11 protein-coding genes are annotated in these 23,486 nt (G+C 45.7%); 4 read left to right on the plus strand and 7 right to left on the minus strand.

What is annotated here, in order from left to right; all coding sequences use genetic code 11:
• Nucleotides 1-16 precede the first annotated feature (16 nt).
• Together ACJJIN_RS20145 and ACJJIN_RS20150 are read left to right on the plus strand one after the other, a co-directional pair.
• Nucleotides 17-2,857 (plus strand): TonB-dependent receptor, encoded by a 2,841-nt coding sequence (locus tag ACJJIN_RS20145; protein ID WP_444895933.1) that lies wholly within the window; start codon nt 17-19, stop codon nt 2,855-2,857.
• Nucleotides 2,858-2,990: 133 nt separating this feature from the next.
• On the plus strand, nt 2,991-4,502 hold the full coding sequence (locus tag ACJJIN_RS20150; RefSeq protein ID WP_444895934.1) for a tryptophan halogenase family protein: 1,512 nt from the start codon (nt 2,991-2,993) through the stop codon (nt 4,500-4,502).
• Nucleotides 4,503-4,592: 90 nt separating this feature from the next.
• Here ACJJIN_RS20150 and ACJJIN_RS20155 read toward each other — a convergent pair whose 3' ends face one another.
• From ACJJIN_RS20155 to ACJJIN_RS20175, 5 genes are all read right to left on the minus strand, one after another.
• A complete protein-coding gene (locus tag ACJJIN_RS20155; RefSeq protein ID WP_444895935.1) occupies nt 4,593-4,892 on the minus strand; it encodes a hypothetical protein in 300 nt (99 codons plus the stop codon).
• Between the two features lie 31 nt (nt 4,893-4,923).
• Complete coding sequence (locus ACJJIN_RS20160; RefSeq protein ID WP_444895936.1) at nt 4,924-6,840, minus strand: VCBS domain-containing protein; 1,917 nt, start codon at nt 6,838-6,840, stop codon at nt 4,924-4,926.
• 425 nt (nt 6,841-7,265) lie between these two features.
• A complete protein-coding gene (locus ACJJIN_RS20165) occupies nt 7,266-9,437 on the minus strand; it encodes a tetratricopeptide repeat protein (protein WP_444895937.1) in 2,172 nt (723 codons plus the stop codon).
• A 3-nt stretch (nt 9,438-9,440) separates the two neighbouring features.
• On the minus strand, nt 9,441-11,438 hold the full coding sequence (locus ACJJIN_RS20170; protein ID WP_444895938.1) for a DUF3857 domain-containing transglutaminase family protein: 1,998 nt from the start codon (nt 11,436-11,438) through the stop codon (nt 9,441-9,443).
• A gap of 398 nt (nt 11,439-11,836) precedes the next feature.
• On the minus strand, nt 11,837-12,685 hold the full coding sequence (locus tag ACJJIN_RS20175) for a DUF3014 domain-containing protein (RefSeq protein WP_413663508.1): 849 nt from the start codon (nt 12,683-12,685) through the stop codon (nt 11,837-11,839).
• A 270-nt stretch (nt 12,686-12,955) separates the two neighbouring features.
• On the opposite strand from ACJJIN_RS20175, the gene ACJJIN_RS20180 reads away from it, so the two are divergent.
• Nucleotides 12,956-14,602 (plus strand): alpha-amylase family glycosyl hydrolase, encoded by a 1,647-nt coding sequence (locus ACJJIN_RS20180; protein WP_444895939.1) that lies wholly within the window; start codon nt 12,956-12,958, stop codon nt 14,600-14,602.
• A gap of 67 nt (nt 14,603-14,669) precedes the next feature.
• Here the strand turns inward: ACJJIN_RS20180 and ACJJIN_RS20185 are convergent, their stop codons facing one another.
• The gene (locus tag ACJJIN_RS20185; protein ID WP_108734685.1) at nt 14,670-15,521 is read right to left on the minus strand and encodes a universal stress protein; all 852 of its coding nucleotides are present in this window, start codon (nt 15,519-15,521) and stop codon (nt 14,670-14,672) included.
• Nucleotides 15,522-17,097: 1,576 nt separating this feature from the next.
• Between ACJJIN_RS20185 and ACJJIN_RS20190 the strand changes: the two genes are divergently transcribed.
• Nucleotides 17,098-19,647, plus strand: a complete 2,550-nt coding sequence (locus ACJJIN_RS20190) for an alpha amylase C-terminal domain-containing protein (RefSeq protein WP_444895940.1) — start codon at nt 17,098-17,100, stop codon at nt 19,645-19,647.
• A gap of 86 nt (nt 19,648-19,733) precedes the next feature.
• Here ACJJIN_RS20190 and ACJJIN_RS20195 read toward each other — a convergent pair whose 3' ends face one another.
• Nucleotides 19,734-22,814, minus strand: a complete 3,081-nt coding sequence (locus ACJJIN_RS20195) for an FG-GAP repeat domain-containing protein (protein ID WP_444895941.1) — start codon at nt 22,812-22,814, stop codon at nt 19,734-19,736.
• Between the last annotated feature and the right edge of the window lie 672 nt (nt 22,815-23,486).

Here is a 23,486-nt window from a genome sequence, read left to right on the forward strand (position 1 = left end):
GTCCAGGGAGAAGATGATGAGTCTATCCAATAAAGGTAAAGGGGCGCTCAGACCCACTTTGCTATCTGCTGCCATCGCGGCCTCCGTGTCCACCTCGGTTGGGGCCTATGCTCAGGAGCAGGAAACACTGGAAGAAGTAACAGTTACCGGTATTCGCACCAGCGTTTTGGACTCCGTTGAAGCCAAGCGCGCCGCCGATGTTGTGGCCGATGTGATAGATGCGGGCGCGCTGTCATCTCTTCCCGACCAATCAATCGCCGATGCCCTGGGCCGTCTGCCCGGCGTAACCACCGTGCGATCCAACGGTCAGTCCTCACAGCTAAATATCCGCGGTATGAACGGCGACTTCCTGCAGACCACTCTGAATGGTCGTGAGCAGGCCTCTACCAGTGGTTATACCGAAAGTACTCGCTGGATATCTTTTGACCAGTACCCAGCTGAGCTGATTAATCAGGCGGCGGTCTACAAGACTCCGAAAGCCTCTCATATTGAAGGTGGTGTAGCGGGTTCTGTAGAGCTGAAAACAGCCAATCCTCTCGACGCCGAGAAAGAACACAACTTTAATGCCAATGTACGCATGTCGTTTAACGACGCAGCAGACGACGTCGGTGCCGACGAGTTCGGTGAGCGTGTCACGCTGTCGTACATGGGTAAATTTATGGATGACAAGGTGGGCGTCGCCCTGGGTTATTCCCACCTTGAGCAGCCGAACAACTTTACCAAAGCTCGTGCAGGTGCTGACGATCAGCTCGGATATTTCACTGGAACTACGGAAGATGAAGAGGAAGTAAATGTTCCTCGAGCCTACCAATGGCAGGCTGGAACAGGTACAGATACTCGCGATGGCTATCTGGCGAGTGTTGTATTCCAGCCTACAGATAACTTCAAGGCTCAGCTTGACTATTTCAAGTCTGAATTTGAGCGGATTGATACTCGCCACGGTATTACTGTTGGCAACTTAGAAAAGACCGATGGCTACACCCTTAATGGAATGGTAGATGGGGGAGTTGCAACCTCAGGCACGGCAACTGTCACCGATACAACTGTTGGTCCTTGGTTTGAAGCGCGCTCTGAAGATCAATCCACCCAGGCAGACAGTGACAGTATTGGCTTAAATTTGGAGTGGAGTTTTGCTGATCAGCATACTTTAACTTTCGATTATTCATACAGCGAAGGCACCAAGACTCGCAAGGACCAGATTGTGTCCATGCATGCGTATGACTTGGGGTATGACGGTAGCGGTGAACTGGAGACTTGGCAGGAAGCGGCAAATCAAAGCTTTGCTTACTCAATGAAAGGTGATGGTATACCTTCAGCTGCTTTTGCCGGGGTAGATTTTACTGACCTGGATACTATGCGTCTTTCTCGATATGAGGAGTATCCTCACGAGTACACTGACGAGGTTGAAGCCTTCAAACTGGACTACCAATTTGACTTGGAATGGGGAGCGATCGCCTCTATTGAAGCTGGTCTTCGTTACTCTGAGAGAACTTTTGATTCTGACCGTGGAACCTTCCTGTATGGTAGCCGCGATGGGCAGTATAACGGTTACTGTGAAGACAACCTTTCAGAAATTGAATGTATGCCACAGGAGCTGGATGGTTTCGTAAAAGTTCAATCCGTTGACGGTGCTCCCGATCATTTCGTTATCACTGACATGGATGGTCTTGCGTCAAGCATTTTTGGTGCTGGTAACTACCACGGTGTAAAAACTTTCAGTAATGGTAAGGATTGGACTTACATTGAGTCCGGTGCAGTAACTGAAGAAGTGTTCGCCTACTATGCGATGGCGAATATTGATACCCAATTGGGAAGTATACCCGTAACCGGTAACTTTGGAGTGCGTGTTGTCGAAACAGACGTTAAATCAAAGGGTATCCAAAAAATTGGTGATGGCCTTGGTACCGCGATTACTGATGATCTGGGTGTGACTAGCACCGACTATGGCCATGTCGAGTATGGCCCTGAATATACTGATACCTTGCCTTCATTAAATTTAAACTTTGAGTTATCAGAACAAGATTACATTCGCTTCGCTGCTGCAAAAGTTATGGGGCGCCCACCGGTTGGTCAGCTAAAGGGCGGTGCAGGTTCTTGGAACTCAGCGGGAGAGAATGATTATAATGTTTGGACCAAAGGATCTCCCTACCTCGATCCCTTCCGTGCGAATCAATTTGACTTAGCTTATGAACACTACTTTGAAGATGGTGGCGCGGTTACTGCAGCAATCTTCTGGAAAGATATCGAGAGCCTGATCGAGAAGCAGTATATTTACCTCGACAGCCAGTCTGAGCGTACAGCCTTGTTTGAATCTTTAGGTATCGATGTTCCGGAAGGCTTTGAAGCTGGTGCATTTGAAACCTACGTGAATAATGATAAGGGGGGATATATTCGCGGCATTGAGCTGGCTGGTACCAAAACCTTTGATCAGCTCCCAGGAATTCTATCTGGGCTAGGTATGACCGCTAGTTATTCTTACACAGAAAGTGAGACTGAGGTTACCGGTGGTAATCTCGCTGGCGAGACAATGCCTTTGCCAGGCCTGTCTGAGAACGTCTGGAGTACTACAGTATTTTGGGATGTTGGGAACTTCAGCAGTCATGTAAATGTGCGCTATAGAGACGAATTTACAGAAGTAATGCCAATCCCTGGTAGCTCTACAGTAGTTCCGGCTCGTGAATATACAACTGTGGATGCACAAATATCCTATGCCTTTGATAATGGTATTGATGTTGTTTTATCCGGTAATAACTTGACGAATGAAGCTGATGTGAAATCTTATGGCGTAGATGGCATCCTCGGTGAATACACTGAGTTTGGGCGTCAGTTTTACCTCGGCTTGAACTATAGCTACTAAGTATCACTGGTTCTTTCGGTGTAAACCGAAGATGTGATAAAAGACCGCCCGCTGAGCTACGCTTGCCGGGCGGTTTTTTTTAAATATTAAAGGGCCCGACAATAAGTGCGGTGCCGAATTTTTGAGGGTCGCCATGAGCAATCAACGCAAAAAAATAATTATTCTTGGCGGGGGTACCGCTGGCTGGATAACCGCCAATCTGATGGCGACCCATTGGCAGAATAAAGGGTTTGAAATCACCCTAGTGGAATCACCGGATATTGGGATTATCGGTGTGGGGGAGGGATCAACTCCGCCACTAAAGGGTTTTATGGAGACTATAGGAGTTAGCGAATCGGAGTGGATGCCTGCTTGTAACGCTACTTACAAGGTCGGTATTACCTTTAAGGATTGGTCGGTCAAACCGGGCTTTACCGAGTATGTTCATCCCTTTGTCGGCCAGCCGGACCAATTTACTATTCCGGCATTTTTTCATAATAGTTACCTGCGCAGGAAAGGCGTTGACTTGGAGGGGCACCCGGACCACTTCTTTCTGGCCACTGAGATGATTCGGCAAAAATTATCTCCAGTCGCGCCGGAAAACTTCCCTTTTGAAATTGCCTATGGCTACCATTTTGATTCTGGTTTATTGGGCCAGTTCCTGCGTCGTGTTGCAGAACAGAAAGGCGTTCGCTATAAGGTGGCGACAGTGGCTGGCGCCATGCTCGATGCACAGGGGAATATTGATCACCTGAAAACTACTGATGGTGAGGTTCTTAAAGCGGATCTGTATGTGGATAGTTCCGGCTTTCGTGGAAGTCTTATACAACAATCCCTGAAGGTTCCTTTTATTAGTAGCGCTGAGAGTCTGTTTAACGATTCTGCGGTTGTATTTGCTACAGATCAGGAGAAAGAGTATGCACCGCATACTATTTCTACTGCGATGAAATATGGCTGGGCCTGGAAAATCCCACTGACTAATCGCAATGGCAACGGCTATGTTTATAGCTCTAGCTTTGTCGACGATGACAAAGCAGAAACGGAATTTCGCGCTTACTTGGGGTTGTTGGACAGTGATGTCGAGGCGCGTAGATTAAAGTTCAAGGTGGGGCGGGTTGCCCAACACTGGGCCAAGAACTGCCTGGCGGTGGGGCTCTCCCAAGGCTTTATTGAGCCTTTGGAGGCAACGGCGCTTGATATGGTTCAGGAGACTGTTGTGCGCTTTATAGAGGCCTATAACAAAGGTGATCATACAGATAAGTATAGGGATGATTTTAATAATCGTATCAGCGCTCGTTTTGATGCAGTGCGGGACTATATCGTCTGTCACTACCGTATTAGTTCGAGAACAGATACGGATTATTGGGCTGCCAATGGCACTAATGAAAAGATATCTCCCTCCCTGCGTTCAATCTTGATGTCCTGGATGGCAGGCAAGAATATTACTGATGAACTACTGGATCAAAAGCTGGATGTCTATTTCCCGAATGTATCCTGGAATTGCCTGTTGACTGGCAAGGGGATTTACCCGGGGCAGGAACAGTTGCGTCCAGGTAATGAGTTTGCACATAAATATAAACTGGAAGAAATCAAGGATTTTAACCGCCGCTGTGCTCTGAACTTTATGCCGCACATGGATCAGTTAAATCAATTAAGGGTGGGGTAGAAGAAAATCTGGAATAGTGCTCGGGTTATCTCTGAGCACTATTCCACTTCAATCAGATAGGGAGGTGAATCGTTTTTAATTAATAAATGACTATTCGCTATCCTTTACTTCTATTTTCTCTGACTCTTTTATACGTAGTATGTGCTTTTCTCCACGCTCACCACGAATTTTAACTCGATCTCCAGATTTCATACCTTTGAGCTTGGCCTCATCGGCATCCAGGAAAAAGTAGCGGCCAGTCTGCTCATCTTTCAGGGAAAACTTACGCTCGGATTTTCCTGTTTCAAAATCTTCAGAGATAATTTCTTCCAAGGTGCCAGTTACAATCTCCTCTGCTTGTACAAACAGGGAGAAGCTCAATGCAAACGCTATTAGAATGAACTTTTTCATAGTATTTATCCTACGGTAACGGATTTATAGTCTAATCACTGTAACTGACTAAGATAGTGGCCGACTGTTTGTCTGAGGCCATAGATTGAAACTCAATGGTTAAGCCAATATTTGAGTCGGTAAAGCTGTCTCCTGGCTCCTTGAGTTCTGCTACATGGTTAAATAGTCTATTATCGAGATAATGAACAGATACTGAATTTTCCATATGAGACGATGGGTTCAGTATGTCATGGCCTACATGGTAGTTCACGTAGTAGTAGTCTTTTCCATTCTGACTACCCGCACTTTCAACTTTCAACTGCTGGGGCAGATTTCCTGAGAGCTCTCCCGCAGTCAGCTCAATAGCCTCAATCTCCACCTCTTCTGCGCTGCCGGCGGTCTGAGCTACCGTTTGGGTATATTCGGGGAATAAATCATACCAGCCCATGTACTCTCGGTGACCACTGCCAAATAAGCGCGAAGTCCAGGCGTTCCCCATGAAGCTTCCATCTGTTCCATACTCGCTTTCGCCACTATCAATGGTATCGCCATCATTGTTGTCGTCATTGCCTGCGTGGCTGAGTCCAATATTGTGGCCAAGTTCATGGCCCATTATTATCTGGTCTGTATAAGCGGTAACGATGCTCCACTTACCACCAACAGAGGCGACACCAGCCCCAACCAGCTCAGCACTCTTGGCCTTTGGTGGGTAGATGTAAACACGGTGGCGCCAGTCGCTTAGGTTGATAGGGTTGTTATTGTTATCAACTAAATTGGTTTCCGCCCATTCTGTTGCACTGTCACGCCAAGTGTATCCTCCGTCTGTATATTCTCCTCCCTGGCTGGAGCGGGCTGCCGCATCGTCGACACTTAAAGTGCCACCGTCTTGGTTATCTGGGATGTTGTAAATGATACAGTCAATGGAGCTGTCTTCATTGCTACTTTCTCCATAGCAGTAATGCTCCAGGGAGCTGTCGCTGATGCGATGGCGCAGGAATTTTAGTTGTCCCAATGAATTCTTTAGGTAGGTATTATCGAGAGAGTCTTCATCGTTAAAGACCATATCTGCAATATCAGAGATATCAGTGGTATCTGTAGGTACAGCATCAGAGAAGTTCATGAAAATGAATACGATACTGCTTTCATCAGGCTCTAAAGTGACGACAGAGAAGGTAATCGATTGAGTAGTGCCATCGCTAAGTTGGAATGAAATGGTATCTTCTGTCGTTTCACCATTTTTTAAACTGTCTGCAAAATCATTCAGGCTGTATTCCCAATCTCCGTTGCTGTATAACTTGAAATCGCCGTAGGATCCGTTAAGAGTTTCCTCGACAAACTCCGGAGTATTGCCATCGACATCCTCCAAAAGGAATGTTCCCGAAGAAAATTCCTTACCTTCAACAATCAAAGTGGCCAGTGGGCTGGCGGGGTTGAACGTGTAGGCATCGTCGTAACCGGTTATGGAAATGGATATAGTGGCTTCTGAATCACTGGAGCCGATACCAATATTAAATGCGTCGGTCACTAATTCTGAGCCAGTAATTGGATCGGATAGTTCACTGTCCAAGGTATAGGTCCAGCTGCCATCGCTGGATATTTCAAGCTCTCCGTAAGTCCCTTGAAAATTTCCGGATTCAAAGGTTTGATTGCTGTTTGAGTTATCGACTAGTTGCCCTGAAACCGTTGTCTCGACATCTTCACTGACGCTGCCGCTGTCACCGCTTATGCTAGGGGAGTTATCGCCGTCGTCGTCATCCGAATCTGAACTGTCATCATCATCAGAGCTGGAGCTGTCATCATCAGAGCTAGTATTGCCATCATCATCGCCGTCAGAGTTTGCCCCTGAATCGCTATCGCTGCTTACTGGAGTGCCGTCAGGTTCGTTGTCATCGGAGCTTCCGCCCCCACCGCAAGCAGTAAGAAATACAGATAAACTGATAGCTGAGAGTAACTTCAGTGAATAGGTCATATCGCCTCGATAGATCGGTTAAACCAAATATAATTGGCGCGGAGTATAAAGAGCTGTCAGTCATATTCTGTGATGGCTGACTTGCTTTTGAAGTAGGACTTTTCTTTAAACAAGAAATGACGCTATGGATCGTCCCTAGAGGAAGCCTGTATTTTTAAAATAAATAGTAGAGTTAAATTTTATGAGGAATTTGAGATTTCTCAGATTGCGAAATTGAAATCCAGGAACTTGTTGGCAAAAAGCACAAAAAATGGGAAGAAAAAATATAATATACTTAGGGTCAAATGGGATATGGATGTCGATATTCGAGCTAATAACGAGGGCTCACGATATGTCTCTCATGAGACGAATTATCTTCTTTTAAATACGTGGCAAGTTGAAGGTGGTCAACTATTCGGTGTAGATAGTTGACCACTTAACTGTTTTTATTCTGTAGATAGCTCACTTAGAAATTGTTTTAGGTGTGAGATATTGCAATCTTTTGTGTCGCTACAGCGTTTCAGCATCTGCTTTAATTGCCGATCATCACTTTGTTCGGTAGCTAATTTCAAATAGTGAAGTACTTGGTCAAGGTTTTTATCGACGGACTCTCCTAGGCTGTAAGCTTCAGCTATTTTAAGTGAGGCCAAACCATGACCTCTTTGGGATGCCTTCTCGTAGAGGGATAGCGCTTCATCCAGATTGGCCTCCACACCGAGTCCCTGTTCATACATACGGGCTTGGTTATAGTATCCATACTTTGAATTTTTGCTCGATGCCTGTTCGAACCAATACAGAGCTTTAGAATAATCTTTGATAGCGCCATTATCAGAACTCAGATATATAAGTCCCAGCTTATTCATGGCGGTAGCCAGTCCACCCTCCGCTGCTTGAGTGTAATAGTAGATTGCTTGCCTTAAGTTTTCTTCTACCCCGTTACCAGTTAAGTAGAGTTCACCCAGTCTGGCTGTGGCATTGACTGACCCTTCCGCTGCAGCAAGCTTGTAGAGCTCTGCTGCATGAGCCGAATTTTTTTCTACTCCATAGCCATATTCCGCGGAGTAACCCATATTGGTAATACACTCCAGGTGGCCGGCCCGTCCACACAATAAATACCAGGCATAGGCAATATCGGCGTTGGCATTTGCAATAATATTCTTGGAATGCAGGATCCCCATTTTTAATTGTGCAGGAAGATGATTGCGATATGCCGCAGCTTGATAGTCCCTGATAGATTGATTGATATTAACCGGTTGGCCATGGGCGCCTAGTTGTGTGATACGCCCTCTCTCAAAGAGTGCGGCGGGGTTTCCTGCAATTGCAGCCTCATTGAGAAGCGCCATGCCTTTACTAGTTTCTTTTTTCTTCTCCAGCAGGTAGCTGGCATAAAAAAACTGGGCTGGGGAAAAGCCGTTACCGGAAGCTTTTTGAATAAGCTGTTCAAATTGATAGTAATCATTCTGTTCAAGGTAACCAATAGCCTGGGTAAAGTGGGCTACGGGGTAACCTTTATTAGCGCTGGCTTGCAAGAATTGTGTAGCACCGGATTCATTAGCTGAGTTAAATTCCTCTGACGCAAAAAGGGAGTAGAGTTCATACTCCGCCTGGCCTTTCTTCAAGTGTTGTTCGGCACTGGAGAGTAGTGAAGTTGCTAATTCTTTGTCCGGATCAATTCCCAGGCCCATAAAGGCTATATAGGCTAGGTAAACCTTTGCCTCTTCGAGCCCCAAGTCCGCAGCAGCAACAAATAATTGTGCGCACTCGTTAACTGCGAATTTTTCAGTTTTGCCACTGAGACACAGCCGCCCTAAACTGATATTGGCGGAAATGGATCCCATAATAATAGCGTCTAGATAAGCCTGTTCAGCCTGTGGATACTGCCCCTCCGCATGAAATACAATGCCTTCGGCGTGTCGAGCGGCATAATCTGTAGAGGTTAGTACCTGGATCACATCTGTATAGAGCTGATCTGATGTGCCGGCAAATGGATACCTGATCGCGAGCAGTCGGTGTAGAAAGCGGGCATTATCGAAGTAGATTTTCGATACCTGATAGCCGCCTACTTCCTTTACGTTATATACGCGGTATATAGCATTGCGACTATTTGCAAATTCAAAATAGCTATCAATAATTTCATAGCCGGATATGGTGAGCAGGTCTTCTGCATCTGCCCAGCTCCCGACCTCAAAGGCACTGTAGCTATACTCACCACTGCGTCCGGAGAGGATACCAGTAGCAATAAATTCAAACAGGTTTTTATGGTAGTTGGCGGCTTCTAACTGTCCCACAGACTCATAGCATTCTGCAGCGCTGAGATGGGGCGTCAGTGACAGGATGTTGTTGTTTGTTACGGCCTTCCAGTCCACGGCTTCACAAGACTTATCCCCAGATTCAATCGCGGATAGCTCCGCCTGGTAGCGCTCTCTGGCCGCGATATTATTCAGGGGTTGCTGAGATTCAAGATAGGCAACCCAGAAATCCTCATAAGCAACTGTATCTGGAGCGCTAGCAATTTGTTCGGTTAGCAGCCTTATTTCACTATCGCCGGGTTCGATGGAAGTGTGGGCCGCACAAGAGGCCAGTAAGTAAATAACGGGGGCAAAAAGGAATTTTTTCATTATTTACTTCCTGATCAGTGACTTAACCAGGTTTTTCATTGCCTTGCTGGTTTCCTGAGTATTCGAATTATCGCCCTTGGCCCAGAACTGATATTGAAGTGCTTCATCCAGTTTATCGAGTTGCTCCATATACTCGGCAATATCCGTATTGCGGACATGGTCCGCTTTGGATTTAAAGGCGTAGTTCACCGAGATGTTATTGCCAATATGATCGGAGGTTCTGGAGAAGGTGAACCAGGGATTGTCTATCTGTAGATCCTGGGATTCCTCTCTCCACAAAACCTCTCCAGTAATTTTGGCTACTGCTTTGTGGTTGATATCCACAGGATGTGCCAGCGCTAATGGGCTCTGGCGAATACGCTTCTGGGGGCTGGTAATATAAGAGGCGATACTGGAGCCATACAGTGAGAAAATCTTCCGGGCAGAGTTCAACTCGGCAAAATCACTGATCTCATATAGCTCCGATACCTGAAGTATATTTTCACCCCGATTGTCCTGGTGCTTGATATTGGATGTGATTTCAATACCGGGGTAGTAAGTTGCCATAAAGTTTGCGTAATTACTCTTTATGTATTCAGAGTCCGCTGACTGGAAAAATTGACGCATCTGCTCCGCTTTGAGAGCGCTGTAGGTGGACTCAACAGTTAGCCCTGCGGTATTGGCACTGGCATTGATTTCAAAATTTTCGGTGACATCCAGTTGCAGAGTGCCATTGGCGGGATAAATCGTGGTTACTTGTTTTAATGCTCGGGTTCCCTTTCGAATGGGGAGTGCCAATTCATAATCAAAGAAGCCTTTACTCTTGATATTAGAGCCCTGTCCGGAAGCGGTGCCGTCAACCCAATAATCTTGTCCATTGAGTTCAATGACGCTGATTACATGATCAAACGAACTGGGAGAGGGGATATCATTGGCAAGGTCACGCCCGCGTCCTGAAGACACCAAAGCGGGGTAAGAGTTAACCCCCAGGTGAGACAACATGGCGGTTATTAATATGGCCTTGTCTTTACAGTCGCCATAGCGCTTATCCAAAGTCTCTCTCGGCGTTCGCGGTTGGTGTGAGTTGATTCCAAACTCGATCCCAAAGTAGCGAATATCCTCCTGAACGTAGGTAATAGCCTTGCTGACCGCTCCCTCAAGGCCTTCCTCTACACGCCATTGATCCAATTGCCGGGTGAGTTCCTTTGGCAGGGAAAGGTCAATATCGTAGAGTGTCATTGCCCAGTCGTTCACTTCAGCCCAGCTGTTATAGCCTGAATATTGGATGTAGTTGAATGGGTCATGCCAGTGAGGGTATTCCCCCTCCTGAAGTATCGGAGACACCTGCTTCAGGTCCAGCGTGTACTGGTAAGTGCCGTTATTGCGGGTAACGTTCACCGGTACTTTTTCATTGTTAAAACGGTAGTTGAGCTTGTTGTCACTGGTAATTTTTACATGGCGCCTGTCGATGGCATCCGGCCATGACAGGTAGAAAGTACCAAAATCCCCGCGTTCAAAAATAGGATTGCTTCCCTCGAGTGTATAAGCGTAGGAGATTTTGTCACCGGGTCGGATATCCTCAAGAATGTAAAGCGCATTCCACATTTCAGAGTAGAGTTTGCTGGACAGCTCCTGCTCAGACTGGAATAACTTGAAGTCCTGTTTGTCCAGGCGATCAATCACTTGATCATTGCGGGTGACGGTAATTTCGTGAACGACCAGCTGCTGGAACGCGGGGTAAAAACTAATGTTCAGTTCCGATACCTGTTTAACCCCCTGCTGATTGAGGGGCTCCATCACCAACTGAAAATAGTATTGGTGTTGTTCGTTCGTATGGGATATCTGGGAGTTGCTCAGGTGATACCTAACACTGCCTTCGGGTGCAGTGACACTACTCGAGAGATCGACGGCATCCACCCAAGTGGGTGTTGGGGCTATGTTAATTTCAGGGGTAGCCTGGGCCAGCGACACAGCAAATAAGAGAGTCACAGCCAGAATTTGGCCGAAGGAACGATATTTCAAAATGAGCCTCGATTGTTATCTACAGCCTATACCGGCGGAGACAGAATAGATCTTGGGTGGGGAGTAAGCAGAAGAGGCACGCGGGGCACCCTACGATTGATTCGCTTCTGTTGAACCCTGGATCTTTCCCTATAGGGCAGTGCCTGTTGCCGTTTGGCAGCGGCGCTCCGTTACCGCTTGGTGTTGGGATCGTTAAGTGAACAGCCGGTAATATACCCCAATGGCTATGGGCTGAGTATCGAATGGCTATGACCGCTGGCGTTTTGAATAAGTTTTTCGGAGGTTCAAATTGATGAAGGCAGGGTTTGTTGTGTCCAGGCGATGAAATGGTTAAAAAACAACCGAATCTTGAAGGTGGGAGGCCACCCAGCTTGTAAGCTGAGTGACCTGAGATCTGCTTATTGGGTTTGCTCCTGAACGGGCATTTCTTCGAGCTTAGCCTTTATCTCTTTCAGCTTTTCCTTAACTCGGGCTGCATTGTCGGGGCCCATGCGGATCATCAGCTTTTGTATTCCAGGGAGTTTTTCCAGTTTTGGATCGGCAAATTTGTAATACACCGACGGGCGTATCAATTGAATAGGGCCTTCAACATCTGGCGCTGCCAGTACATTGTCGATTGCTCCAATCACCACCTGGTGGAATGACTTGTTGCGAATCCCCAGCTCGCCGTAGGCCTGAGCTAAACGGGGGTACCAGTATTGATACAAGGTGATGATTGCATCAGTGTTAGCCAGTGCGAACAATCGTACTGGTTGGTCGTAACGGCGATAGTTCTCCGGGGACAGCTGGTAGCCTTCAGCGGATGACCCGGTAACGGTGATGGGGCCGCGAATGGTTTTCAGCGGGCGATGCTTGTGAATCAACTCACCACGGGATGCTGCGTTGGCAGCGGCTACCCATTTACGTATTACTTCATCAGGTACCAGCCAGCGGGACAAGGCGCCGTCGGGTGCCAAGGACATTAATTCGTCATATGCGGCCTTATCGCTCTCGTTCAGGGGGGGAGGTGGCTCTCTGCCGGGCTCCTCTTCGATGACCGGCTCCTCGGGCGGTTGGGCTGGTTCCTGGCTCTCAGGTTGTGCCAGGGCTTCTGGCTCGGGAGCAGTTTGGGGTTCTTCGACAACACCGATGGTGGGAATTTCTTTTTTCTTTTCCTCGCCGGTCCAGAGCCAATAGGCTGCTGCAGCGACAACGACCACCACAATAATGCCGATGATCCACCCTTGCCTAGATTGTTGTTCCGACATTCCCTGCCTCCTTTGACTGCTAACAGAATGTGACGCTTGGACCACGACAAAGCGCTGCGGTTTCTCGCGATCTGCTGGTTTTACATTACTCTGCAAAAGCGCCGCTCGCAAAATAGTTTTACTATGGGGTAATTGCACAACCTTATTGCCGGTCTTGAACCCTGCGCAGTGCCTACGCCCCCGCGCGGGAGGATGTTTGATTTACTGGGCCTATTAGAGTGGCCTGGGGAGCTTCTGAATAATTCTGGGCGGCGAATAAAAGAGAGAACAATGGGAAAATTCACCAGCTTATTGATTGGCCTGATGCTGGGTGGTGTACAAGCTGCCGTGGCTGCAGAGCCGGTAGATCCTTTTTGGCGCAATGCGACGGTCTATTTTATGTTGCCGGACCGTTTTAATAACGGCGATAGCAGCAATGACTTCCCCTACGGCCGCAAAGACGATGCGGCATACCTGCGTGGCTTTGAGGGAGGGGATCTGCGCGGCGTTATCGAGAAAATTGAAGCGGGGTATTTTAATGATCTCGGAGTCGATGCTATCTGGATGGCCCCGGTGATTGAGAACATCCATGGCTACAATGAGTCCGATAAACGCACCTACGCTTTCCATGGCTACTGGCCTAAGGACTGGACTGCCGTAGATGCTAACTTTGGCACCGAAGCAGAACTGGCAGAATTGATTGAGGTAGCTCACAGCCAGGGGATTCGCGTATTGCTGGATGTAATTCTCAATCACACCGGGCCAGTCACTGAACAGGATTCCAGATGGCCCTCGAGTTGGCTGCGCAATAGCCAGCAATGCGACTGGTCTGACTATGCCGGCAATGTTGAGTGTGCAATTCACGCGAACCTGACGGATATCCTCACGGAGAGCGAGAAAGATGTCGAGTTGCCGCCGCAACTGGTGGCAAAGTGGAAAAAAGAAGGCCGCCTGCAGCAAGAGCAGCGTGAACTGGATGCCTTTTTCGAGCGCACTGGCTATCCCCGCGCCCCCAAATATTACCTGATCAAGTGGTTAACCGACTGGGTGCGTGAATACGGTGTCGATGGTTTTCGTGTGGACACCGTCAAACACGTAGAGCCACAAGCCTGGGCAATACTGAAAAACGAAGCGGATATAGCCCTGGCGGAGTGGAAGGCTGAGAACCCGAAGAAGAAATTGGACGATCGCAATTTCTTTATGGTGGGTGAGGTTTACCATTTCGGCGTTAACAACTTTGGTCCCAGTGTTGGTCGCTCTTACGATTATAGCGACCGGAAAGTGGACTTTTATCAGTATGGTTTTGACAGTCTGATTAACTTCGATTTTGCCCAGGTTGCGGGCAAGCCAGCGGACGATATTTTCTCCAGCTATTCTTCCGCCTTGAATAGTGGTGAACTAAAAGGGTTCGGTGTCCTAAATTATCTAGGTTCCCACGATGACCATCACTCATTTGACCGCGAGCGTCAGCACACACTGAGTGCCGCAAGTAAACTGATGTTGGCGCCCGGTGCAGTGCAGATATATTACGGTGATGAACTGGCGCGCCCCATGATTGATGATCGCGCATTCGGCGACGCCTCTATGCGCACCAATATGAACTGGGATGACTTGGAAAAGCCGGAAACCCGTGCATTGCTGGCTCATTGGCAGAAGCTTGGGCAGTTTCGTCGATCGCACCCGGCAGTTGGCGCTGGTGTACACCAGAAGCTGGCGGATAAGCCTTATACATTCTCCCGTACCTTATCTGGTGAGCAGCCAGTAGTTGTGGCGATGGAACTGCCTGCGGGTGAAAAGAGCGTATCAGTTGAAGGTGTGTTTGCCGATGGTATCGAACTGACCGATTACTACTCGGGCAAGCGAGCCAAAGTTGAGGATGGTCGGGTGACTTTTGATACTGAGGGAACTTTGCTACTGCTATCGGCTAAATTGCAGTAAATCCAAAAAAGAAAGCCCCTGCAGATAGCACTGCTGGGGCTTTCAGCATCCTTGAAAATGGGATGACTTAATCGTTGTTCATTGTTGTTGTGGTGAATTGGTTACATACCATCACATCAACGTCTAACTGGCCAATTACACGCTCGGCAGTATTGCCACGCAGGAATGAACCGGTCTCGCCGTACTGATTCATGGTTCCCATCACGACCAGGTCTGCATCGATCTCACGGGCCACTTCCTCAACAACATCACTGGTATAGCCGCGCTTTACGTGAATACGATGGGTGGGGACACCGGTTTTATCGGCAAGCTTGGCCAAAGCACCGCGATCTGGGTAGAGCATGGAATCCAGGAAAGCATTTACGAGGTGTAGCTCTGCTCCGTAATGACCTGCGATATAGGTCGCGCGTTCGCTGATCTGGCGATTGAGCTCGCGCTGCTCGAGGGTTTTTGCCTGGTAGTTAACGGTAGCCAACACTACTTTGCGCTCGTCCTTGGCGCCGGGGCGAATCAATACCACTGGGCAGCGCGCTGTTTTCAGGACTCGCCACTTGGACTCGGCGAAGGTAAAGCGACGGCTGTTCTTCGCGTGTACTGGTAGGTAGATCATTTCTGCGTTGCAACGCTTTGATTCCTGTACGATGGCCGCCTGCCAATCGCTGGACCAGCAAACAGTGATCTCACAGGAAAGACCAGCTTCTGAGATGGGTTCACGAATTTGTTCACGGAACCACGATTCATCGCGAAATAGGTGGTCGTTAACTGCACGGGTATCCACCGCTTCACCATCAACTGCGACGAATACAGCCAGTCGCGGCTGAGGATTGCGTCCACGTGAAGTGATCAGGGCTCGCTCCAGAGCTACATGCTTCTCATCGTTAGGGTCCACTACAACGAATACGGTGCTTTGCTGCTCCATTTTTTCTCCTCAACTAAGCGTGTTACTGGCCAGTGCGACCTGCAGTTGACCAAGAGGTCTAATCTACCATGATGGGGTGGTCAGCCCGAGTACCTGACTGTCCCATTTGTCGAATTTGGCGCCTATCTCATCGAATAATTTTGTTGCGCATAATGGCGAAGTTGGGGGTGGGGGTATTGAGGTAGATCAAGATTCTCAGATGTATGTCTGAGCTTGCTGTTATAGAAGTGAAGATGACTGGGTAGCGAGGTATATTCTCGTTACTAGCTTTACCGATGGTACTGAGGCCATGTTACTTTTTAGGAAATATAAACGTTGAGTAGATATTTCAGTTTCTTGTCAGGCCTTGCCTAGACTCTACTTATAAACGATGATACCCAAGATTGGTTTTTTATTTAGCTCAAACCTTTTCTCCACCTAAAGGGCCCCATACATTTTTGAAGCGTTAGAATCTGTATTACATCTTTTGTATACATCGCAGGATTTTGGGATTAACTTGATTTTCTCTGATTCTTTAGTCGGTACCATACTACTCATCTATATAATGGTTCCGTACAGTTATGGCAGTAGTTACTGACGTAAATCTCTCCTATCCGTTGAGGTTATTACAAGAGTGCCCCTGCGCTAACAATAAAATTGTCCCATTCTTTAAATTATTCCAAATTTTTATAAACTTCATTTTACACAAGGTAGATATTGTTACTAATAAAGTAGTAAGGGATAACTTCTTCGTTGGTTTAATAAATAGCTTTTCACAAAGCTACTATAGTTTTACCTTGTGTATTTTGTTGCTGGGTGTATAGCGTCTATAGGCTTATCTACAGTGTCTGAGGGAGTTGGCTCGTCTACTATTCTTACTAGTAATTTTATAAATTAGTTTGTCGGACTTAGTGATGAAATTTAATGGCCACTAAGCACTTCCTCTTATTTAAGCAGTTCTACATTGCTTAATTTTTAGCCTTTCAAACTAAGTCATGCCGAAGATCAATATTTCAAGCACAAATTTCTACTACGCCCCCTACAGGGAGGATGTGCTCTCAAGCACTGATTATTAGCCTTCCAAAAGCCCGAAAGTTGTGATTTTGGGGTTGCAGTAGCACAGGAGGTGCATATTACCGCTGTTGTTCGGTATTTGTTCACATATTACCGGTTTATTGATGCCTTTGGTGGTCTGTGGATATCTCAGGATGAGTGATCAATTGGTCGGGTATAGCAATCCAAAAGTTTAGATACTGTTAGTTTGGTTCCTAAATGTCCGGCTTGAATTGCAAAAAATAATAAATGGTCACCTGTGATGATAAGCCTAAACTTTTCTTCGCCGCTTGCGGTGCTTCTTACAAATTCTTTTCTTGAGCGAATGTCTATTGGTTGTGTCGCCTGAGGAGAATATTTCTAGCTCCTACTGTGGGGCGAATGCAATCCAAGTATTTGCAAGCGCCTGGGAAAAGGCGTGCTTATAGGTTGACCCTACTTATGTAGAAATGGAGAGCCATTAATCATTGGTGGGCAACTGCCCCTGGGGTTCTCCTTATACAAAAAAATAACGGCTACAGATGAGAGAAAAAGGAAAGCTAAAATGAAAAAACAATTTCCGTTAAAAGGACTTCTGGGAGGTGCGAGTATCGTACTCGGAGCCATATCCAGCACCCATGCCAGTGCAGGCACAGCCTTTGTGCATATGTTCGAATGGAGCTGGAATGATATTGCCAATGAGTGTGAGAATTTCCTGGGTCCAAAAGGTTTTGACGCAGTACAGATCTCTCCTCCCCAAGAGCACATTTCTTACCATACCTGGTGGGCGCGCTACCAACCGGTAACCTATACCAACCTCACTAGCCGTAGTGGTACTGAGGGAGAGTTGCAGGATATGATTAATCGCTGTCATGCGGCAGGGGTTAAAGTTTATGCGGATGCAGTGATCAACCATACTGCAGTCTGGGACGGGAGTGGCACAGGTTGGGGAGGAACTGATTGGTCCGAGGCTAACCATCCGGAATTTTCCTCATGGGATTATCATGATAACTGTACAATTGACGGCTATGGTGATGCTAATACTGTTTGGAATTGCAGATTGGAAGGCATGCCAGACCTAAACACAGGCAATGACTATGTTCAGCAAACAATAGCGGATTATCTGAATAAATTGCAGGGTATGGGTGTTGATGGCTTCCGTGTGGATGGTGTTAAACATATGTCCCCCAGCGACATGTACGGAATAATGAGCAAGGCCGGCAATCCGTGGATTTTTTCTGAGGTAATCGGCGCAGCTGGCGAAGCTTCTGAGATCCAGCCGTACAATTACACTTTCCTGGGCCATGTGACTGAATTTAAGTATGGCACTGATGTGGCCAGTAATTTTAATGGACAGATAAAGAATCTCTCCAGTCTCGGTGAAAGTTGGGGGCTGCTTAACTCTGGCGAGGCCGTTACTTTTATTGATAATCATGATCGTGAGCGCGGTCATGGTGGTGGGGGCAACCTTACTTATAAGGACGGGGCGAAATACAATTTGGCTAATGTATTTATGTTGGCACACCCTTACGGCTATCCCAAAGTGATGTCTGGTTACGAATTTACCGATGAAAATGCCGGGCCACCGAGTAATGGTCCCGATAGTTGTGAAAATGATGAGTGGGTCTGCCAACACCGATGGGGCAATATTGCCAATATGGTGGGTTTCCGTAACTATACCGATGGCACCAGTATGGAAAATTGGTGGGATAACGGAGATAACCAGATTGCCTTTGGACGCGGTGATAAAGGCTATGTCGTTATCAATAATGAGGGTAATTCTTTCAGCCAGACACTGTATACAGGCCTTCCTGCAGGGGACTACTGCAATGTCCTGGCGGGAGATGATGAGTGCAGTGGCGATGTTATTTCCGTAGGCAGCAATGGCTATGCCACCTTCAATGTTGCAGCTTATTCCGCTGCTGCCATTCACGGTGGGCAGCTATCTGGTTCCTGTGGTGAAGAATGTTCTGGGACGGGTTTCCCCAGCCTTTATTTCCGTGGCACAGCTAATAATTGGGAAGCAACAGCTTTTGAATTGGTAGCAGATAATACCTGGCAATTGGTGGTTAATTTTGATGGCCAGGCAGACCAACGCTTTAAGTTGGATATCTATGGTGACTGGGCCGAAAATTACGGTGACGATGGTGCTGATGGCACGTTGGATCAAACCGGAGAAGATATTTATACCTCTGTAACCGGTAACTACCTCATTGAAGTAAATGATGAGACTCTGGCCTATTCGATCACCGAGGTCTCTTCCCAGCAGGCACCCACTGCAACTGTGACTCCAGTATCCAGCACAGTAGAAGTCAATCAGAGTGTCACCCTGGATGCCAGCAGCTCTACTGATAGCGACGGTAGTGTGATTTCCTATAGCTGGAGCAGTGGTGGTAGTTCTTCCTCGACGACTTTGAGCTTCGCCAGTGCGGGCACTTATACCGAGACAGTCACTGTTACTGACAATGATGGCCTGACCGATAGTGTTACGGCAACCATTACCGTGACTGATCCCAATGCTGGTTATGCTCAAAACTTTACGGCATTAAATTTCCGCGGTACGCCCAATAGCTGGAGCACCCAGGCGATGACCCTGGTTGCAGACAATACCTGGCGTGCCACTGTAGTGTTTGATGGCAGCAGTAACCAGCGCTTTAAGTTTGATGTCAGCAGTGACTGGGCTGAAAACTACGGGGATAACAATGCGGACGGCTCTCTGGAGGAGGGTGGGGATGATATCTACACCGATGTATCAGGTACCTATATTGTTGAGGTAAATGATGAAACCCTGAGCTACAGCCTGACCTGTGCAGACTGCGGTAGTTACGCATCCAACTTTTCCTCACTTTATTTCCGTGGCACACCAAATAGTTGGGGTGCTGAGGCTATGGAATTAGTTGCCGACAATACCTGGGAAATCCAGGTAAATTTTGATGGTCAATCTCAGCAGCGTTTCAAGTTTGATGTTAATGCTGACTGGAGTGAAAACTATGGCAATAACGACTCCGATGGCGACTTGGAGCAGGGTGGATCTGATATCTACACTTCTGTAAGCGGAAGCTACAAGGTGCAGGTGAATGATCAAACTATGATGTACACACTGATCACTTTATAGCTTCTGGAGCCAAGCAAGTTGGAATTACGACCTGCTTGGCTTGTAGTATTTAAAGTGTGGAGGCTGGTTAATTAAGAAGTAGAATTCTATCGTGTGATATTTATCGAGCCCTCTTCAGTGAGCCAGCCTAACTCATAAATACCATCATTGTTGCTATCGACAAATCTTAAGCTATTTTCGATCATCATAGGGCCTAGTTCCGGTGATGTGGAAATGATTTTTCCGGTCCATGGGTCCATTTCGACAATATGATGCCTCTCGTTTTTTTCGATATTCAGAATTATATTTCGGTGTGAAACACCGTAATTTTGTACGGCAATAGAACGAACTTCATATCCGTCTAGATAAGTTAGTCTCATAAACTCCAGTTTATTATTGAGTAACATAATCCATGTCTCGGATCTATATGATATTACGGCAAAAATTTCATCGATGAAATCTCCATCTAAATCCCCTGTGCTTATTTTAGTAATACCTGCATATTCACTAAGGGAGGGAGTTTGATTTTCAGGAATGTCAGTAAAAATATTGAACTGTGCAGAAATTGATTGGTAATCATCATCGCTAGTGAGGAGGCTGAGAATTTCCTCATCAGCCACTACAATGTCTAAATACCCATTGTTGCTAGCATCAAATAGCTTTATATCGACACCACCACCAGACTCATGATTCCAGAGTAATTCGTAGTTTTCCATATCGTAAGCGTAGATATGAGCGTCTTTAGTGGTTGCTATCATACTGGTATTTTCATTGCTACCAAGCTTGCCTGCTGTGAGAGCAACTATTTTTTCACTCATGGGGCTGCCGGACCAAATAATAGATTCCGAAAAAATGTCATAAAGCCCGGGGGTTTTCTCATTAACAAAAGCAATTTCTTTAGTGTTGTCCTTTTGAAGGTCTAGCGTAATACCTGCTGTTGTTTCATTTTCAATCTCCGGTATTGCAGCGCTAAAAGTGATAATATTTGTTTTGGGGTTTAAAGACATTATGTGAGAGTTTTCCCAAGGGATCATCCCTAAACTTAAAGAAGATATTTCAGGGTTATCTGCGGATATTGATTGTATATCAACAAGTTCATCTTCGAGGAATCTGGGATTAATTCCAATTTCCCACTCTAGTTCTAAATTATCGTCACCAGATAGATTTGAATAGATTTTTAATTCATGGCGATTGTTAAAGAAATATTCTAGTTCCGGATCATTGTCCAGATTGGCCACTCTCATATTGTCCCCCCAAACTGAGGGCGATGAAGTCCAGTTAGGGATAAGTTTATTGGAATCCATATCAAAAGAATAGAGTTGCGGTCTACTAGCACTATTCTCCGTTGCAAGAATCCTTGGAGTTGCATCATCTGGAGATAAAAAAGTCGTGAAGTAATAAGAATTGACTTCATTTTCAATTTTAATTGTCTGAGTATTGGCGTCGAAAAGAGTTAAGAAACCTGAGGTTGGGTGGACGCTGATTATTTCACCGATCCCATCCATGTTGATATCTACAATATCAAGATTTGGATTGTCCTTATCAGCATCTGTAAATCCATCTTCATAGCGCCAGCTTAAAGCATAATTGCCATCGATGTAGTCAAACACATAACCGCCGCCAAGTACAATTTCTAACTCGCTGTCACTATCTAGATTACCAACAGCAAATATTTGGCCTAACTCGAGAATTTCAGATTTCCATTCTACCGAATAGTTATCAGTGTTAAGAATAACCAGTTGCATTTTATCTTTCATTACATTGTACATTCTGATTAGGACAATAACTTCTAGATCCTGATCGTTATCTATATCTGTAACGAATATTTGTTCTACTCCATTACCTGTGAGAGTAGCTACTCTTTTTGGTTTTAAGTTATCATCAAATAGAAATAGCCCTGTCGTATCATGGGCGGTATAATTGTCTCCAATAAGGCCAGCAAAAAGATCATCTTTCCCGTCGTTATTCATGTCTGCAAGGGTTAGGCTAGATATATATAAATTATTATCATCTTCTTCTGAGTTAGTGCTTTCACCATTAATTAAAACATAGGGGTGCTCCCACTTAATGGAATATTCGCTCCCATTATAGCCAAAGGCAAACAATCTACGTTTACTATTAGTAGCTACAATTTCCTTGACTCCATCGCCATCAATGTCTCCAATTGCCACATGCTGTGGTCTGGCCGTAGTTATAATATAACCATTTGATAAAGGTATTTTTCGTTCTTCATCTACGACTTTTAATGTTCTACTTTCATTGTGAATGTAATCATTTTGTGACAATGAAATTTCCCAATGAACGTCCATTTCTGTATCAAACATCGGCCCAGTAGGCGTCCAATCAACATTACCCTCTTCATCAATTTCCATGCCATTTGGACGAGCTAGAAACTCTAAGTTATAGGGATCGTTATCGAGGTCCTCTACTATCACCTGAAAGGCTGTTGGAATTCCATACTGGACAACGTCCGGCATATTGACAATAGACATTACAGGTAGTGTATCTTGAATCTCCGTACTAGTCGTTGCTTCACTTGTAAGCTCTCCATCCGAAACAATCACTTTTACTGCTACTTCATCATTCTTCAAGAAATGAGTAGAGGATAAAAGATTAGTTGTGATATCAGAAACTTCCTCATTGTTGACAGTCCAATAATATTCAATATTTAAGGGGTCGTTATCTATATCTGAAATACTGATTATGGCTTCAATATCAGTATTCGTGAAAGCAGGTAAGTCTGAGAAACTTAAACTTTCAATTATGGGGGCTCTATTTTGAATAATGATGGAAGTAGTTTGCGAAACAGAATCTTCACCGTCAGTGATATAAGCTTCTATACTAATTGTATCCCCGTGATTAAAATGGGATGCAGCTAGTTTAGATTCTGTTACTTCACTGATAGTTTGATTGTTATTTTTCCAGGTATATGTAACTTCCAGTTGATCTCCGTCTTCGTCTGAGGCGTCAAGTTGAACAGACAGAACACTATCGTTATAGGCTGGGTTTGGAGTGATAGATAAACTGTTTATAACCGGAGGTGCATTACTAGCTCCACCGCCTTGTCCCGATCCTCCACTATTTGAATCACTACTGGATGATCCTCCGCCTCCACATGCGGTAAGTATGGAAGAAATTAGCATGATGCCTACGGTGTTAGTAATAAGTTTATCATGAAAAATACACACATCACTCTCCATATGTAAGTGTCAAGTTTAGTTCTTTGAGCTGATAAAGAATTGGTATTTTAGTTCCGGTTCTGATGGGCTTGGAAGTACACATTATGAACAGATAACAATTTAATTTATATGCGTGTTGATTGGATAATTGTGGGACTTATCACACTTTATTAATGAGTTTAATTTTGGGTGATGTTTATTGGTACGTTTGCCTTATATATTTGCGTAGTGAATTAAACTAATCTGAGCGTAATCTGGATAAGTTAAGTGACTGATTTTTACCTAAGTGTTGCTTTTTAATAATTGTTCTGTGCTTTTCTAAATCGTTAAATTCATCAGTCTTATTTATTATTAGCTGTCTCATTTAGATGTGTAATTCTATAAATATTGAAGCTGCCCGGAAGTATAGTTGGCGGAATGATATTCTTGAGTTTGTGACGGCAGCACTAAGGATTGATGGATTGAGGTTAGCGGTTAATATCAGTATAAGTTTAAATCTGAAGTGGGTTATGACTGAGATTAAACTATTGTGATAAGGACACCGACGCTGACTTAAACTAGGGCTTGATATCTGCGCTTCTATAAGCATGAATTGCAAAGTGTGGGTAAATGATTCAACCATCTATTAATTATGTAGCTCGTTCTGAAATCAAGCAGACCTGAATTATGATCTGCTTGGCT

This window comes from Microbulbifer maximicatervae (SeqCode), from assembly GCF_052467505.1.